Source organism: Gottfriedia acidiceleris, from assembly GCF_023115465.1.
Classification (GTDB): Bacteria; Bacillota; Bacilli; order Bacillales; family Bacillaceae_G; genus Gottfriedia; species Gottfriedia acidiceleris_B.
On sequence record NZ_CP096034.1, the window covers coordinates 4,128,876 to 4,144,131 of the forward strand.

Sequence of the window (15,256 nt, forward strand, 5' to 3'; positions counted from 1 at the left end):
AACCAATCCATTATCAATGAGCCCTCTTCTTCCACTATATGATAAATTCTCATTTTTCGCAATAAACAAAAAGTTCAAATTAATAAAATTTTATTTATGATCTAATTTCCTTCCTCTGCTTTTTTTATTACACTCCATTTTTTACTAATAAGTTTATTTAAATAGGTTAGTCTAAGAAATGGAGGTGATAAGATATGAAACGTGAAAGAAATCCATCAAAGGGTGGAGTTAGTGCAGCAAGTGTTCAAGGTAATGCAAGTCATGGAGATCAAAGAGAAGAAAAAGGTAGACAAAGTAACAATCAGCAGTACGGCAAAAAAAACATGGGTCAGTAAGCCTTTTTCACTCGTATTTGATAGCAAAACTAGGACCTTGCTGACTATAGCAATGATATGAATAATGTTGTTTTACTACTAACTACTTATCACAAAAAAAATCCTGTATAAAGAGAAAAAGGCTGACTAAAAAGGATCCTCACTCAATCCTTTTTAGTTAGCCTTTAATTTTAAAATTATTTACTGAACATACCTTTTAATACGAAAGCAACGTTTGCAGGACGTTCTGCAAGACGACGCATGAAGTATCCGTACCAGTCAGTACCATAAGGAACATAAACTCGCATATTATAGCCTTCTTTAACAAGCTCTAATTGACGCTCTGTACGAATTCCGTATAACATTTGGAACTCAAATTGATCATTTGGAATATTATGTTCTTTTACTAATTGTTTTGTATACTCAATCATTGCCTCATCATGTGAAGCGATTGCTGTAAAGTTACCGTTTAATAAGTGCATTTTAATGATTTTTTTGAAGTTTTCATCCACATCTTTTTTCTCTGGGAATGCTACTTCAGCAGGCTCTTTATAAGCACCTTTTACTAAACGTAAATTTGGTTTTAAGCTGTTTAAATCTGTAATATCGTTTTCAGTTCTGTATAAATAAGCTTGGATAACTGTTCCGATATTATCGTACTCAGATTTTAACTGCTTAAAGATACGAATTGTTTTTTCACAACGAGTGAAATCTTCCATATCAATTGTAACGAAAACACCATTCTTTTTAGCTGCCTCTAAAATACGACGCATGTTTGATAAAACTAACTCGTCAGAAATATCAAGACCCATCGAAGTCATTTTTAGAGAACATTGTGAATTTAATTTTTCTTTGCCAATCGCTTCAATTGCTTCGATACAGTGATCAGCCATTTCATTTGCCTCTTCAACGGTGTCAACGAATTCTCCAAGATAATCAATTGTTACTTTTAAATTCTTTTTATTTAAGTCCTTAATAACTTTTGTAGCTAAATCGATTGTTTCGCCTGCAACAAAACGTCCTGCACCAAATCTTAGGCCATATTTTTTAGCCATTTTAGTCAAAAACTTATTTTTAGACATAAATAAAAAAGCATTCTTCATAACTTGTTCCATTACTCTACCCCCAAAATTAAACTTTACTTTTCTCTATATATATTACTAATGTATCATCTATTGAAATTTGTTAAAACAATTATTTAATAATTTGTCGAATTTTGTTTTTTTAAAAATGTATGCCCTTACTTAATATTATATTATCATAATTTATATGTATCGTCATCTTTGAAAATTATGGATAAATATTATTGCTTATTTTTGTTAGCCATAGCTTCTCTATGCTGGTCATTTAACGTTTTAATCTCTTTAATTAAATTAACAACTTCATCTTTAGCTTGAGGATATGTATCATTCCAATGTTTTACTAATGCGGGCATTGATTTTGATATGTATGTATACATAACCCACTTTTCCACTTTTGCTTGTTTTTCCTCTGACCAATCTCCTAATAACAATTCCGTATATTTTTTTAGTAACGCATCAAATTTTGCTTCAAATTCATTTTCCAAACGAAATCACCTCTCCATATTATTAATTAGTTTTCAAAATCAAATTTGAATCTTTCCTTTTTTTATCTAAACCTGTTTACTATGAAATTATATTATATCTTCAACCAGTTTTAAGGTGATTATTTAAAAATGTAAAGTAAAAATAATAAATAGTATCTAACCTGTTCAATTTCATAATTTGTTCACAATTTCACAAACTTATCGTCATTTTTTATTTGTATACTATGTATGTGATTAATACCGAATAAGGAGTGAAACCATTTGGAACGAGATAGTATCCAATATTGTATTGATTTAGCTCTTAAAAAAAAGAAAATATTAGACCAAAGCTTAATTAAATATTTAACTCGTGCTGCCTTGGCTTCTATTTATATAAGCTTTATTCTCATTGTCTGTTTAAAATTAGCTGAATTATTTAGATTGCAAAATTCACCATTTTCATCTGTAGCTTATCCACTTGTTTTCTCTACAGCATTAATTATGATTATTTATGGTGGTGGAGAATTATTTACTAGTAATACGATGTATTTTACGTTTTCAACTTTAGCTAAAAAAACTACAAAATTAGATTTAGTAAAAAACTGGATTGCATGTTACTCAGGTAATATTATTGGCGCATTTATTTTTGCGTTTATTTATTTTTTAACAGGTTTGGCAAAAGATTTTCCTGCCGATCATTTTTTAACAGGTGTAGTTGACCATAAAATTCACGCATCATTTTCTCACTTGTTTTTTAAAGGTATTTTATGTAATTGGCTTGTCTGTCTTGCTTGTTTTTTACCAACTAGATTTAAAGATGATTTAGCAAAAATGTTGCTGATCTTTTTATTAGTCTTTGCTTTCTTCTTCTCTGGTTATGAACACAGTATCGCAAATATTGCTGTCTTTACATTATCTTATATTATGCCACATGAAGTAGCCTTTTCATTTAGTGATGTATTGCATAATTTAATTCCAGTTACACTCGGAAATATTATTGGTGGTTCAGTTGGTGTCGGAATGGCATATTACTTCTTGAATAATGAACAAAAATTAGAAGTAAAAGAATTAAAACGTGCTTCATAAAACGAATCTACCTGTCTTCTTTTTTTTGAGGACAGGTTTTTTCGTGCAAATCTAATTTTATTATGGTAATAATGATTTTATAATGAAAATTTTTCCTTATTTGGTGGTGTAAAATTTGAAATACAATCATTTTGTTCGTTTGATCATGTTCATCTCATTACTTTGTTTTCTTTTATTATCATATGGCTTCGTGAAAGGGGCTTATTCAGTTTTAAATCCTCAAAAAAGCAAACTAATCGTGAATCATAATGCACAGAAAAATAATCAAAATGACAGTGTTCACAAAAACAATAAACTGAAGATTGTTGCATTAGGAGACTCACTTACGCGTGGTGTCGGTGATGATGAGGGAACAGGTTATGTAGGAAGATTAAAAACCATTCTACAAAAAGAGTATAAACAACCAACAACGATCACTAATTTAGCTGTTAGTGGCGCAAAAACATCAAATTTACTTAACGATTTAAAGAAAAAAAATATACAAGAAACGATCGGCACTGCGGACATAATTGTTCTTTCCATTGGAAGTAATGATTTATTTCCTGGCGCTAATCAATTAAACGAACAATTTTTAAAGACATATCGACCAGATGAAAAAACGTTTAAAAATAATCTACAATCAATTTTTAAACTAATACGTCAAAAAAATACTAGAGCATCTATTTATGCGTTTGGTTATTATAATCCATTTCATAATGTTCAAGGTTTGGATGCATCGTCAAGCTTTGTTTCTAGATGGAACAATCTACTTGAATTATCGGTACTTCAAACAAATAATGCATACGTCATTCCAACATTCGATTTATTTTTTAACGAAGAAAAGAAATATTTATACACTGACCATTTTCATCCGAACAATGACGGTTATATTGAAATGGCCAATCGCTTAACTAGTAAAATAGGAAGTCAGCTTCGAGGTGAATCAAATGAATAAAGTTCTTAAATTAGAAGGTGTTACAAAGAGTATTAAAGGAAAAGTACTAGTCGATAAAGTTTCATTTGAAGTTTATGAAGGTGAAGTATTTGGCTTTCTAGGTCCAAATGGAGCTGGTAAAACAACAACTATTCGAATGTTAGTTGGATTAATCAAACCAACAAAAGGAACAATTGAAATCGCTGGTTATCCGGTTAAAACTCATTTCAAAGAAGCGATGCGACAAATTGGATGTATTGTAGAGAATCCAGAATTATACGGTTATTTAACTGGATGGGAAAATCTAAATCAATTTGCGAGAATGTTAGGAATGAAAGATGATAAAAAAATAAGTGAAGTAGTAAATCTAGTAAAATTAACCGATCGAATTCATGAAAAAGTAAAGACGTATTCACTCGGAATGAAGCAAAGATTAGGGATTGCTCAAGCATTACTTGGAGGCCCTAAACTTCTAATTTTAGATGAACCTACTAATGGATTAGACCCAGCAGGTATTCGTGAATTGCGTGAATTTATTCATATGCTAGTTAAAGAGCAAAATATAAGTGTTTTTATTTCAAGTCATTTATTAAGTGAAATCGAATTGATTTGTGATCGCGTAGGAATTATAAATAAAGGGAAAATGGTTAGAGTTTCAACAGTAAAAGAATTAGTAAAGGAAGCTGCTGAAAGAGTTGAATGGCGAGTTTCTCCAATACAAAAAGCGATCGATTTATTAGAAAATGATTCTACCATACAAGATGTCTTGGTAAAGGATGAGCTTATACTATGCCGAATGTCTCCTCTCAAAATAAATGAGGTCATTCAACAATTCGTAGCAGAAGATGTGCAAGTGAATGGCGTTAAAACAATGTCTGAAACATTGGAAGATTTATTCATGGAAATGACTGGAGGCGAAGTTCGTGGCTGAACTAATCAGACTCGTCTTTAACGAAATTGAAAAGATGGTAAGGAAAAAAAGGATACTTGTTATATTTTTCATTTTAGCAGTGTTAATCCCTATTTTTGTTTATGCTCAACTGCAGCAAACTGAAGAAACAATTAAAAGACTTGGTACTGATAATTGGAAAGTAGCACTTCAACAAAAAATAGTCGACCAGCAAAATAGATTAAATTCATCAGGAATACCTGAAGAATGGAAAAGTTGGTTAAAAGTTCAAATTGATCAAGAGCAATATTATTTGGATAACGACATAAATCCTACAACACCTGGTGCACCTACATTTATACGAAAATTAATTGAACAAAGTATTGGTTGGCTACTTCTACCTTTATTGGTCATGGTCATCACAATCGATATTATATCTGGTGAGCGAAGCGATGGTACGATAAAAATACTACTAACCCGTCCCATCAAAAGATGGAAGGTCTTACTTAGTAAATACATATCCATTTGTTTATTAATCTCTTTTCTTCTCGTTTTATACGGCGTATTGGCATATGTCGTTTCAGGATTTGTTTTCAGCTTTAAAGGCTGGACCGTACCTGTGTTAACAGGATTTGGCATTAAAAATAATCAGCTACTAACTGATTCGGTTCAACTAATTCCCCAATGGCAATACATCATAATGGCCTTTGGACTTGCATGGTTTGTTTGTATAATAATTGGAACTCTTTCATTTATGGTATCCGTATTAGTTCGAACTACACCCGCTGCAATGGGCATTATGCTAGCCGCTTTAATAACAGGAAGCGTTCTAAGCGGACTAGCTACATCATGGTCAGGAGCAAAATACTTCTTTAGTGTAAATCTTGGCTTAACTGACTACTTAGCCGGTCAACTCCCTTCCATTGAGGGATTAAACATGCACTTCTCTCTTATGAATTTATCAATATGGGGAATATCAGCATTACTAATCTCTTTTATCGTATTTATTAAGCAAGATATGAATTAAATAGGCGGGGATTGAAAAAGTTTACATTCTTTTCAATCCCCTTTCCTGTTTTATCGACTTTAATCCTTTCCTGCTCTCCCTGATCTTAATGGCTCAACATGAATGTGTGTATATTGAATTCCATGTTGTTCACGTAAGATTTTTTCAATTTGGTCTGTGATGCCGTGACTTTTACTTACATCTATTCCGCCGTCTACTTCAATGACTACATCTGCGATTGTTGTATTCCCGTACATTCTTGCTCTTAAATCCACAACTTTATGTACGCCTGGTACTTTGTCAATCGTTTCAGTAAAGAGATTCATTTCTTCTGGATCGAATCCATCCGTTAATAGAAGGGTTGCATCATAAAAAATCTCCCATGCTGTTTTACAAATAATCGCACCTACTAAAATGGCCGCGATTGGATCGATAATAGGAAAACCGATTGAAGCACCTAGAACACCAATCGTCGTTCCAAAGCTAACTAATGCATCGGAAAAATTATCTTTTGCTGAAGCCTCAAGCCCCTTACTCTTTGTTCTCTTAGCAACTTTATTATTATAAAAATAAATGCCAAACATAAAAATTCCAGAAGCAAATGCCACTACAGCTGCTAGTCTATTCGGTGTCTCATAATCTCCAACGAAAAGTGATCGAATATTTTCAATAATAACCTGTAATCCAACCGACATCATAATAAAAGACGCAATTAAAGTAGCGATTTGCTCTGCTCTTGAATGTCCATACGGATGGTCTAAATCTCTCGGTTTTCTTGCGATTCTTATTCCGATAAACACAGCCAAAGTTGCACCAATATCAGTCACATTGTTAAGTCCATCAGCTAAAAGAGCACTAGAATTTGTATAAAAACTAACAAGTACTTTTACACTCGCAAGAACTAAGTAGGAAATAACACTTAAAAAAGCAGCAAAATCTAATTGCTTTTGAAGATTTTTCTCCATGAACTCACCCCGCTCTGATAAAAATCATATGGGCTTATCATACCCATAATGCAATTTTTCCATTTTAAGTAAAAAAAACAGATCCGAATAATCGAATCTGTATTTCCCTATCAACCTTTTTAATTAAAGTGGCTTTGGATTATAGCTTGATCCAGTTAAATCTGTTAAGTCACAAACCGTTTGCCATAATTCAGGATAAAATTCAAATCGTACAGCACGTTCTAAAGCTTCTGCTGGTACTCCTTTTAAGCTCTTTGTATTCATACCAATCATGCGACGAACAAGTTGAATATGCTGTCTGCGGAATGATTGGAATCTTTCATCGAAGCAAGTTAATTCTTGCATTAATTGGAATAACTCAAAGTTTTTAGCTGCATCTTGATGTAATTGAACAGGTGTAAGTAAATTTTCATCTAATAAATCTTTAAATGGCTGCCAAAGTGTTGGACCTAATTTTAAAATTTCATTAAATCCCGGAGAATCTTGACCGCTACCTCTTCCTAAAGCTAAACGAATAATATGATAGTCACTTGGACTTACTAGTTTTACCATATCAAAAACTGCTGGTAAATGTATTAGGTGATTATTAATGCGTTGTAAGTGATGTGTTGCTTTCGTAACCTCTTTTGCACGCATATGTTTATCTGCAAAATGAATAGATTGGATGATTAGTTTAAAATGTAACTCAGCAATTTGGTGAACCGTTTGAAACGTTAATTCATCTGGACAAAATAATTCTTCGTCAGGTTTTTGTAAACTTAATAATTCTTCTGTTCGAATATACTTCTCGTAATCTGTCAGTTTTTTTTGCTCTTGTGTCATTTCCCTTTTCCCCCTAAATTAATTTACGTAAAACTGCTCGTACAGGACTACCATCTGCATCTGTTAATGGTAGCGGTAATGCAATAAGCTCATACTCACCTGGAGTTACATTTCTTAAATCAATCGATTCGAGAATATGAATACCAGCATGATGAAGGGCATGATGTGCTTCTAGTTCCTTACTATCAAGTGGGTCAACTGAAGGTACATCTACTCCAACTAATTTAACGCCTTTTTCATGTAAAAACTCTGCTGCATCCTTTTCAATATGTGGAATTCTCTCTGGGAAAACGCTATCATTTTTCCATGAATTTGTTTTAATTAGCAAACGTTCTACACCATCGAATTGAAAAGCTTCTAAATCCGACTTTTTAATACGATCTACTTCAATCAACTCGATTACTTTTGCAATCCCTACATATAGATTAGGATCTAAATCGATGACTCTCTTACCATTTTCATCAAAATGAAATGGCGCATCAATATGCGTTCCTGTATGGGTACTTAAAGTTAACTTCCCAACATTAACAGAGCCACTTTCCTCTTTTGTCCAACTCAATTGGAATGAAAAATTCGTATCACCTGGCCATACAGGCATACCATCTTGAAGTCTTCTTGATATATCAATTAATGTCATTTCATACAACTCCTAAGCGATGATTTCTCGTTCATTCTTAAACTGTTCATATTGTTTCTCAACCATGATTTTCTTTAAGATTTGTACACTATTCCAAACATCTACATAGGAAGTATAAAATGCGATTGGTGCTAATCTGATTACATTAGGTGCTCTAAAGTCTGGAACAATCCCATTTAATTTTAATGCTTTACAAATCCTTGCAGCATCATCGTGTTCAAGACAAACATGTCCACCTCGATTTGAATCTTCGAGTGGATTACCAATTGTAAATCCAAAGTTACTTAATTCTTCATTGATTAAGCTCATTAAATAAGCCGTACTGTGCAAAGACTTTTCGCGAATTCGCTCAATTGTAGCTTCTTTGTACATTTCAAGTGAGCCAACAAGCGGTGCCATGCTTAAAATATGTGGGGTACCGATTTGATAAGCACCAACAGTATCAGACGGAACAAATTCATGATTCATATCGAACTGCTTTTCTTTATTTGAACCAAACCAACCAGCTAATCCAGGCATAGTACCAAAATGCTTTTGGTGAACGAATAAGCTTCCCACTCCACCTGGTCCACTATTTAAATACTTATAATTACACCAATAAGCGAAGTCCACGTCCCATTCATGGAACTGATGAGGGATTGCGCCAACAGAATGACATCCATCAAAACCGATAATGATTCCACGCTCATGTGCAGCTTTTGTTAATCTCTCTATATCGAATAATTGTCCGCTTCGGTATAAAACAGTTGGAAGTATAATTAAGGCAATTTCATCAGTCATTGCTTCAATGATATCTTCTTCACTTATTGTTCGACCATCACGGCTTTTAACTTGAATTAAGTGAGTTGCTGGATCAAAGCCCTTTAATTTTAGTTGACTTTGAATAGCATAAATATCTGACGGAAAGTTTAATTCATCCGCTAATATTTTCGTTTTTTGACCATTTGGGTGATAAAAAGATGCAATTAATTGATGAAGATTTGTAGTTGTTGAACCAGTTACAATCACTTCATTCTCTTTTGCCCCGACTAATGGTGCACTTAATGCGCCCAATTTTTCTGCAAAATAATACCATGGATGATCGCCCTGCATCCATCCATCGATTGCAAGTGTCTTCCATGAATCTAATAAATCTAATAAACTTTGTTCTGCTCTTTTTGAAAGAAGTCCTAGCGAATTTCCATCTAAATAAATAGTATTGGGTTGTAAGTAGAACTCATCTCGGTAATTTGATAATGAGTCTTTTTGATCTAGAAATTCTGCATATTCTTTTGTTGGTTGAAACATCCCCTTGTTTTACCCCCTTGCAAGAAATAACCTACTATATTAAAGGTATTGCGATTAATAATATATGTCAATATTTTCTGAATATAATATTTAATAAAAAAAGTGTCAACAAATCCAAAATATTCCTATCTTAGATTTTGACACAATAGATTCTACTATTTAATTGCTTTTCCCTACAAATGTAAGTCCCGTTTCTTAAACGAAACATATGTGATAATCGTTAATATAATGATTAATCCGATCGAAATAGTTGTATAAATACTGTCAAATCCTCGACCATACATAATATCTTTCGCTTCAAAGTACTTAAAAGGTGTAAAATATTTCAAGCCTTCAATGCGATCATTCAAATCAATTGCGATTGATAAAATAAATGTAATTAATAGAATACCAGTTGCATAAGAGGCAGCCTTTTTAGAATTTTTACAAACTGCAGCTATAGCCGAACCAATTACTAAAAATAATAGCTGTAAAATAAACATCCCAGCCATTACCACTGCTATATCACCATTTACATTCTCACCTTTACTATACTTTCCTACTATTAGTATACTGGATATCCACGTAATACCGTTAAAAATAAGGATGTTTACTAGAGCACTCATTAATTTATAAGTTATAATCTTAATTCTAGAAATAGGTTTCACAAATAAAAACTCTGCTGTTTTATCGCGCTCTTCTTTAGCAATAATATTAGCGCCTATCATTGCCGCGTGAATCGTTGCCATTAAATATAAATATAAAACTAAGATGCCAAAATAGCCGCTTGCCTTTGATAAATCTAGTGCTCCAGAGCCCATTATAGCTTGAAGAGATTTCGGCATTTGATTAAAAAGGTCGGTTATTTGGCCGTTGGAAGCTGTAGCTTTATATTTCGCCATTCCACTACCTACTAAAAAAACAATTCCGATACACCAAAAAATAATCGATTTACGATATGTCTTCATTTCTCTTAAAAATAGATTCATTTCCACCCTACCTTTCCTATAAGTTATACCCCGTGAATATCTCTATTCTTATAAATCATGTAACTTGCAAAGATTGAAACGATGATTATCCCAATCGACATAATCAAAAATTGTGATTCAAATTTTGATTGAGCAATAATATATTTCGGTTCAAAATATTTAAACGGTGATAGAAAACGCTTTGCATTGCTTTCATCTGTAGCAACTACCATACCAACTACAAAAAATCCGAAAACAATCGCAAGTGAGATTGATAGAACAGCTTTGATCTTTGGAAATAAAACTGAAATGAAAATACCAATTCCGAAAAATAGTAACTGCGTAATAAACAAAGAAGCAGAGAGTAATATAATTGACTTACTACTATAATCCGCTGTTTTTACATACTGAGCCATCATAATAGTTGCGACTAAATAGAATACATTTGTAATCGCTAAAGAAACAACACCTGCACAAATCTTTGAAGTCATAACTTTTGTTCTAGTTACTGGTTTTGTTAGAAGAAAATCGGCTGTTTTTTCACGTACTTCTTTTGAAATAATTGAAGTACCTAAAACCATGGCTTGAATCGCTCCACATAGAGAAATATAAATGAATACATAGGAATAAAATCCTAAAACATTCCCAAAACTCTCAATTTCAAGTCCAAGTGCTTTTCTTACCCCTTCAGGATAACCCTCCAACACTTTTGAGAATTCTACATAGTCCTTTGCAATAGCTGGAAATAAAGATAAGAAAAAAACGGCGATTACCATTAAAGAAGCTGTCCAAATAAAGGTGGATTTCCGATAAGCTTTTAATTCATGTAAAAAAATATTCATTGCTTATTAGGCCTCCTTTTCATAATAATGTAAGAAAATTTCCTCCAGGTCAGGCTCTTCAATCCATATATTTTCAATTTCGATTTCCGCTATTTTCTTTAAAACTATATTAATATTACCTTTATAAATAAAGCTAATCGTTTTACCTTTGGTTACAATATTGTTTACACCTGGCATATTGAAAAAATTTGGATCTACACCGTTTTGACGATCAATTTTAAAACGTTTGTAATTATTTTCTTGCAATGTACTTATTTTTTCCACTGTCACAATCTTACCTTCTTTAATAATTGCAACTCGATCACATAAACGCTGAACTTCACTTAAGATGTGAGATGAAAATAAAATCGTTGCTCCTTTTTTGTTTTCCTCCTCTAATAAGTCAAAAAATCTTTGTTGCATTAAAGGATCAAGACCACTTGTCGGTTCATCCAATATGATTAACTTCGGTTCATGAAGTAATCCTTGGACAATCCCTACCTTCTTTTTATTCCCTAAAGATAAATCATCAATTTTCTTCGTTAAATCAAGGTCCATTACTTCAGCTAATTCTTTTATTCGTTTCGTGCAATCTTTTTTATAAAAACTAGCTGAGTATTTTAATAAATCCATTACTTTCATATTGTCATAGTAAAAAACTTCAGATGGCAAATAACCAATTTCTTTTTTTATTTCTGGAGCAAATTGTACACAGTCCTTTCCAAATATTTTTGCACTACCACTCGTAGGATAAATTAAGGAAAGTAAAGTTCGAATTGTAGTTGATTTACCTGCACCATTTGGACCAATGAAGCCGAATATTTCTCCCTCTTCTATATTGAAGCTTATATCTGTGATTCCCCTTGAATTGCCATAGGTCTTCGTTAAATTATTAATTTCAATCGCGTACATAAATGAACCTCCCGCTTCGTTTTGAAATATTCTGTTGTGATTATTACAAAACTAGTATATACCTCAATACTAAAAAAGAGAATATGTTTTGAAATAATTTTAATAAAATATTTCAAAACATGATATACTATTGTATAGATAATCACGGAGGTATCGATATTATTGGACGGATATAAAAAACGAACTCTGCAGAAGATGGAGAGCATTGAAAAAAGTACAACTAAATTATTGTCATTGCCATTAAATGATATAAAAATAGCAGATATTGCAAAGTTAGCGAATGTATCACAAGTATCAATTTACAATTATTATGGTAGTAAAGAAGCCTTACTAAAAGCTACAATTATTCGATTAATGGATCATCAATACGAAGAAACAAAACAAATGCTTTCAAGTGATATTTCTTTTAAAGAAAAAATTAAAGAATTATTTATTCGTAAGAAAAAGGGTCTTGATATAATTAATCTTGAAATGTTTACAGCGTTAATGAAAAAAGACCCTGAACTACAAGAATTAGTTTTAGATTTTACAATGAACAAATCATTCAAATTGCTGGTTTCCCTAATCGATGAAGGACGTTCACTAGGTTTAGTTCGAAATGAGGTTCAAAACAAAACATTATTAATCTATATCCAAGTCTTGAGCCAAGCTTTTTTAAATATGGACCAAACAACCTCACAATATATCCAACAAAAAGAAGTAGTAGATGAAATGATGAATATATTCTTATATGGATTACTGAAACAAGAGGACTAAAATAGAATAGTTATAGAAAAGGCATCTTTGCTAGGGCAAGGATGCCTTTTCTATTTGGAATATTCTTCTAGGTAAACTTATCCACAGATTTGTATTATCTTACTCTTTTTGTTCATACAATGAATTACTTATCTATATTTTTAACTCTTGGAGGAGTATATGCACAAAACTATTCTATGGCTTAAAGAAAATTGCGATGAAATTAAACGAGGCCTAATTGGTGGATTTACTATTTTTAGTCTAGCTGTTATTTTTTTCTCAACAGATTCATCTGTAGAATACAACCAAAACGCATGTCTAAAATGGGAGTATAACAAATCTGTACAAGTCAACGTTTGCTCGATTTACAAAACATCTACTACTAATACCATTCCATACGGATCAATGCTGAAGGAGAGATAAGAATACAAAAAGGATAAGGCATGTACCTTATCCTTTCTTCTATTGCCCAGCAACGTCCCTCTTCTTAAAGAGTTCACCAGCAGTAATAAGAAATAACAAAATATAAATAACCAATACTGCTATAGAAAATTCAATTCTCATGCCGTTTTCTATATTAATCCCCTTAGTGTAAACCGTTAAATCAGTGTGCATAAATGGTAAAAACTTAGACCAGCTTTTTGTTCTTAATAATGTTGCGATCACATCTGAAGTAGCTAGTAGGATTATGCTTATTAACAAAGAGATACTGCTTGTTTTTAAAACAGTTGATAAGAAATAAGCAACGGCAACAAAGAACAAGTATGGTAGTAGATCAATTAAGTAGTCGTTTAGTAAACTTGGTAATATACCTTGCTCTACTACATGGTTGTTTACATATTGTAATACCGGTTGAGCACTAAAATCTAAGCCGTTTAATGCACTACCTATAATAAATGAGTAGATGATGATTGCAAAAGAAAAGATGAAATATAAGATCACCAAACTTAAAAATTTTGCGTAATAGATCATTCGTCTTGTTGATGGTTTAACGAGCAAGAAATTAATCGTTTTCCATTGATGCTCTTTTGACATCATATTACTTGCAAAATAAATAAGAAGGATTCCTATAAAGTTTGTTACGACCGCACCTTTTTTTATAAAGTCCAACACAGTGTGTTGTTGAATTGGTGAAATATTATGTGCAAGTCGATACTTATTGAGTTCATATGTCTCTTTTTGTTCTTTAGCAATTGCCGGTAAGTCTGAAGAGCTTTGCCCTGCTAATACTTCTTCTATCTTTTTATTTTGTATTTTTAATTCTGTTCTCCAGTTTTCAGCTTTTGCTGCTCCACTTTCCTTTTCTATATAATCCCATCTACCTAAAACAATAATCGGGACTAATAGTAAAATTAACGTTATGATAAATGATTTTTGAACAAATATTTTACGCAACTCGTTCTCAATTAATCGAATAAAATTACTCAATGACATTTCCTCCTGTCAATTGAATAAACAAATCTTCTAACCTTTCTTTTTTGCGAATTACATAATAAATCTCTATTCCTCCCAGTACCAACTCTTTCATTAATGAAGGAATCTCTTCTTCATCAATTTCAAAAATAATTGAGCGATCATTAATAATGTCAAATTTGTACTTGATATCTCTATTTGTAAAACTACTTTCAAAAGCTTTCGTACTTTTTACAACTATTTCAATAAATAACTTTTCACCACTTTTATCATTCAGATCAATTGATTCAACAAATTGACCATTTTGAATAATAATTGAACGATCACAAATCAATTCGATTTCAGATAATAGATGACTAGAAAGTAGAATTGCTGTTTGTTCGACCTCAGCAATACGTTTCAAGTAATCACGGATTTCTCTTACTCCAGCCGGATCTAATCCATTTGTTGGCTCATCTAAAATTAAAATTGACGGATTATGTAATAACGCTTGTGCAATTCCTAATCTTTGCTTCATCCCTAAGGAATAGGTTGAAAACTTTTTATGTATGGCATTCGAAAGTCCAAGTATATCAATAACCTCAAGAACTCTCTCCTTTGAGACACCTTCTAACATTCGAGCAAAATACATTAGATTTTTATACCCACTATAAAAAGGATAAAATGCAGGAGTTTCAATCATTGCTCCGATATGTTTGATCGATTCTTTAAAGTTTTCCTTAATCGAATTGCCTTGAATATATATCTCACCATTCGTGATACTCATAAGTCCTACAATCATTCGCATTGTCGTCGTTTTTCCTGAACCATTAGGCCCAAGTAACCCTAAAACTTCACCTTTATATAATTCAAAACTAATATCTTTAATGATCTTTTGATTACTAATCGTCTTATTTACGCTTTTTAGCTCAAGAACAATATCTCGATTCATCTTGAGGCCTCCTATTTGTGCAATAAACTCTT

18 protein-coding genes are annotated in these 15,256 nt (G+C 32.2%); 7 read left to right on the forward strand and 11 right to left on the reverse strand.

Annotated elements, in window-relative coordinates; genetic code table 11:
* Positions 1-194: 194 nt before the first annotated feature.
* A complete protein-coding gene (locus MY490_RS19605) occupies positions 195-335 on the forward strand; it encodes a YuzL family protein (RefSeq protein WP_098232476.1) in 141 nt (46 codons plus the stop codon).
* Positions 336-511: 176 nt separating this feature from the next.
* On the opposite strand, the gene MY490_RS19610 is transcribed toward MY490_RS19605, so the two are convergent.
* Both MY490_RS19610 and MY490_RS19615 read right to left on the reverse strand, forming a co-directional pair.
* Positions 512-1,429, reverse strand: a complete 918-nt coding sequence (locus MY490_RS19610; RefSeq protein ID WP_248267154.1) for a proline dehydrogenase family protein — start codon at positions 1,427-1,429, stop codon at positions 512-514.
* A gap of 188 nt (positions 1,430-1,617) precedes the next feature.
* Positions 1,618-1,881, reverse strand: a complete 264-nt coding sequence (locus MY490_RS19615) for a DUF2573 family protein (RefSeq protein WP_097976287.1) — start codon at positions 1,879-1,881, stop codon at positions 1,618-1,620.
* A 261-nt stretch (positions 1,882-2,142) separates the two neighbouring features.
* Here MY490_RS19615 and MY490_RS19620 point away from each other — a divergent pair, with 261 nt between their 5' ends.
* The 4 genes from MY490_RS19620 (at position 2,143) to MY490_RS19635 (ending at position 5,775) form a co-directional block, all read left to right on the forward strand.
* Positions 2,143-2,946: a formate/nitrite transporter family protein gene (locus tag MY490_RS19620; RefSeq protein ID WP_248267155.1), complete on the forward strand. Its 804-nt coding sequence runs from the start codon at positions 2,143-2,145 to the stop codon at positions 2,944-2,946.
* Between the two features lie 115 nt (positions 2,947-3,061).
* Positions 3,062-3,880: a GDSL-type esterase/lipase family protein gene (locus MY490_RS19625; RefSeq protein ID WP_248267156.1), complete on the forward strand. Its 819-nt coding sequence runs from the start codon at positions 3,062-3,064 to the stop codon at positions 3,878-3,880.
* Positions 3,873-4,790 (forward strand): ABC transporter ATP-binding protein, encoded by a 918-nt coding sequence (locus MY490_RS19630; RefSeq protein WP_248267157.1) that lies wholly within the window; start codon positions 3,873-3,875, stop codon positions 4,788-4,790. Before MY490_RS19625 ends, MY490_RS19630 begins: the two co-directional genes overlap by 8 nt.
* A gap of 34 nt (positions 4,791-4,824) precedes the next feature.
* On the forward strand, positions 4,825-5,775 hold the full coding sequence (locus MY490_RS19635) for an ABC transporter permease (RefSeq protein WP_248269435.1): 951 nt from the start codon (positions 4,825-4,827) through the stop codon (positions 5,773-5,775).
* 59 nt (positions 5,776-5,834) lie between these two features.
* On the opposite strand, the gene MY490_RS19640 is transcribed toward MY490_RS19635, so the two are convergent.
* The 7 genes from MY490_RS19640 to MY490_RS19670 form a co-directional block, all read right to left on the reverse strand.
* The gene (locus MY490_RS19640) at positions 5,835-6,719 is read right to left on the reverse strand and encodes a cation diffusion facilitator family transporter (protein ID WP_248267158.1); all 885 of its coding nucleotides are present in this window, start codon (positions 6,717-6,719) and stop codon (positions 5,835-5,837) included.
* A gap of 123 nt (positions 6,720-6,842) precedes the next feature.
* Positions 6,843-7,541: a tryptophan 2,3-dioxygenase family protein gene (locus tag MY490_RS19645; RefSeq protein WP_248267159.1), complete on the reverse strand. Its 699-nt coding sequence runs from the start codon at positions 7,539-7,541 to the stop codon at positions 6,843-6,845.
* A 13-nt stretch (positions 7,542-7,554) separates the two neighbouring features.
* Positions 7,555-8,187 (reverse strand): arylformamidase, encoded by a 633-nt coding sequence (gene kynB / locus MY490_RS19650; RefSeq protein ID WP_432707022.1) that lies wholly within the window; start codon positions 8,185-8,187, stop codon positions 7,555-7,557.
* Positions 8,188-8,190: 3 nt separating this feature from the next.
* Positions 8,191-9,465 (reverse strand): kynureninase, encoded by a 1,275-nt coding sequence (kynU, locus tag MY490_RS19655; protein WP_248267161.1) that lies wholly within the window; start codon positions 9,463-9,465, stop codon positions 8,191-8,193.
* 173 nt (positions 9,466-9,638) lie between these two features.
* A complete protein-coding gene (locus tag MY490_RS19660; protein WP_248267162.1) occupies positions 9,639-10,433 on the reverse strand; it encodes an ABC transporter permease subunit in 795 nt (264 codons plus the stop codon).
* A 23-nt stretch (positions 10,434-10,456) separates the two neighbouring features.
* Complete coding sequence (locus MY490_RS19665) at positions 10,457-11,254, reverse strand: ABC transporter permease subunit (protein ID WP_248267163.1); 798 nt, start codon at positions 11,252-11,254, stop codon at positions 10,457-10,459.
* A gap of 6 nt (positions 11,255-11,260) precedes the next feature.
* Positions 11,261-12,145 carry an ABC transporter ATP-binding protein gene (locus MY490_RS19670; protein WP_248267164.1) on the reverse strand — a complete coding sequence of 295 codons (885 nt, stop codon included), beginning with the start codon at positions 12,143-12,145 and terminating at the stop codon, positions 11,261-11,263.
* A 162-nt stretch (positions 12,146-12,307) separates the two neighbouring features.
* On the opposite strand from MY490_RS19670, the gene MY490_RS19675 reads away from it, so the two are divergent.
* The gene (locus tag MY490_RS19675; protein WP_248267165.1) at positions 12,308-12,901 is read left to right on the forward strand and encodes a TetR/AcrR family transcriptional regulator; all 594 of its coding nucleotides are present in this window, start codon (positions 12,308-12,310) and stop codon (positions 12,899-12,901) included.
* Positions 12,902-13,060: 159 nt separating this feature from the next.
* A complete protein-coding gene (locus tag MY490_RS19680) occupies positions 13,061-13,303 on the forward strand; it encodes a hypothetical protein (protein ID WP_248267166.1) in 243 nt (80 codons plus the stop codon).
* A 39-nt stretch (positions 13,304-13,342) separates the two neighbouring features.
* Here MY490_RS19680 and MY490_RS19685 read toward each other — a convergent pair whose 3' ends face one another.
* Positions 13,343-14,308, reverse strand: coding sequence for an ABC transporter permease (locus MY490_RS19685; protein ID WP_248267167.1), 966 nt, complete (start codon positions 14,306-14,308; stop codon positions 13,343-13,345).
* Positions 14,301-15,224, reverse strand: coding sequence for an ABC transporter ATP-binding protein (locus MY490_RS19690; RefSeq protein WP_248267168.1), 924 nt, complete (start codon positions 15,222-15,224; stop codon positions 14,301-14,303). Before MY490_RS19690 ends, MY490_RS19685 begins: the two co-directional genes overlap by 8 nt.
* Between the last annotated feature and the right edge of the window lie 32 nt (positions 15,225-15,256).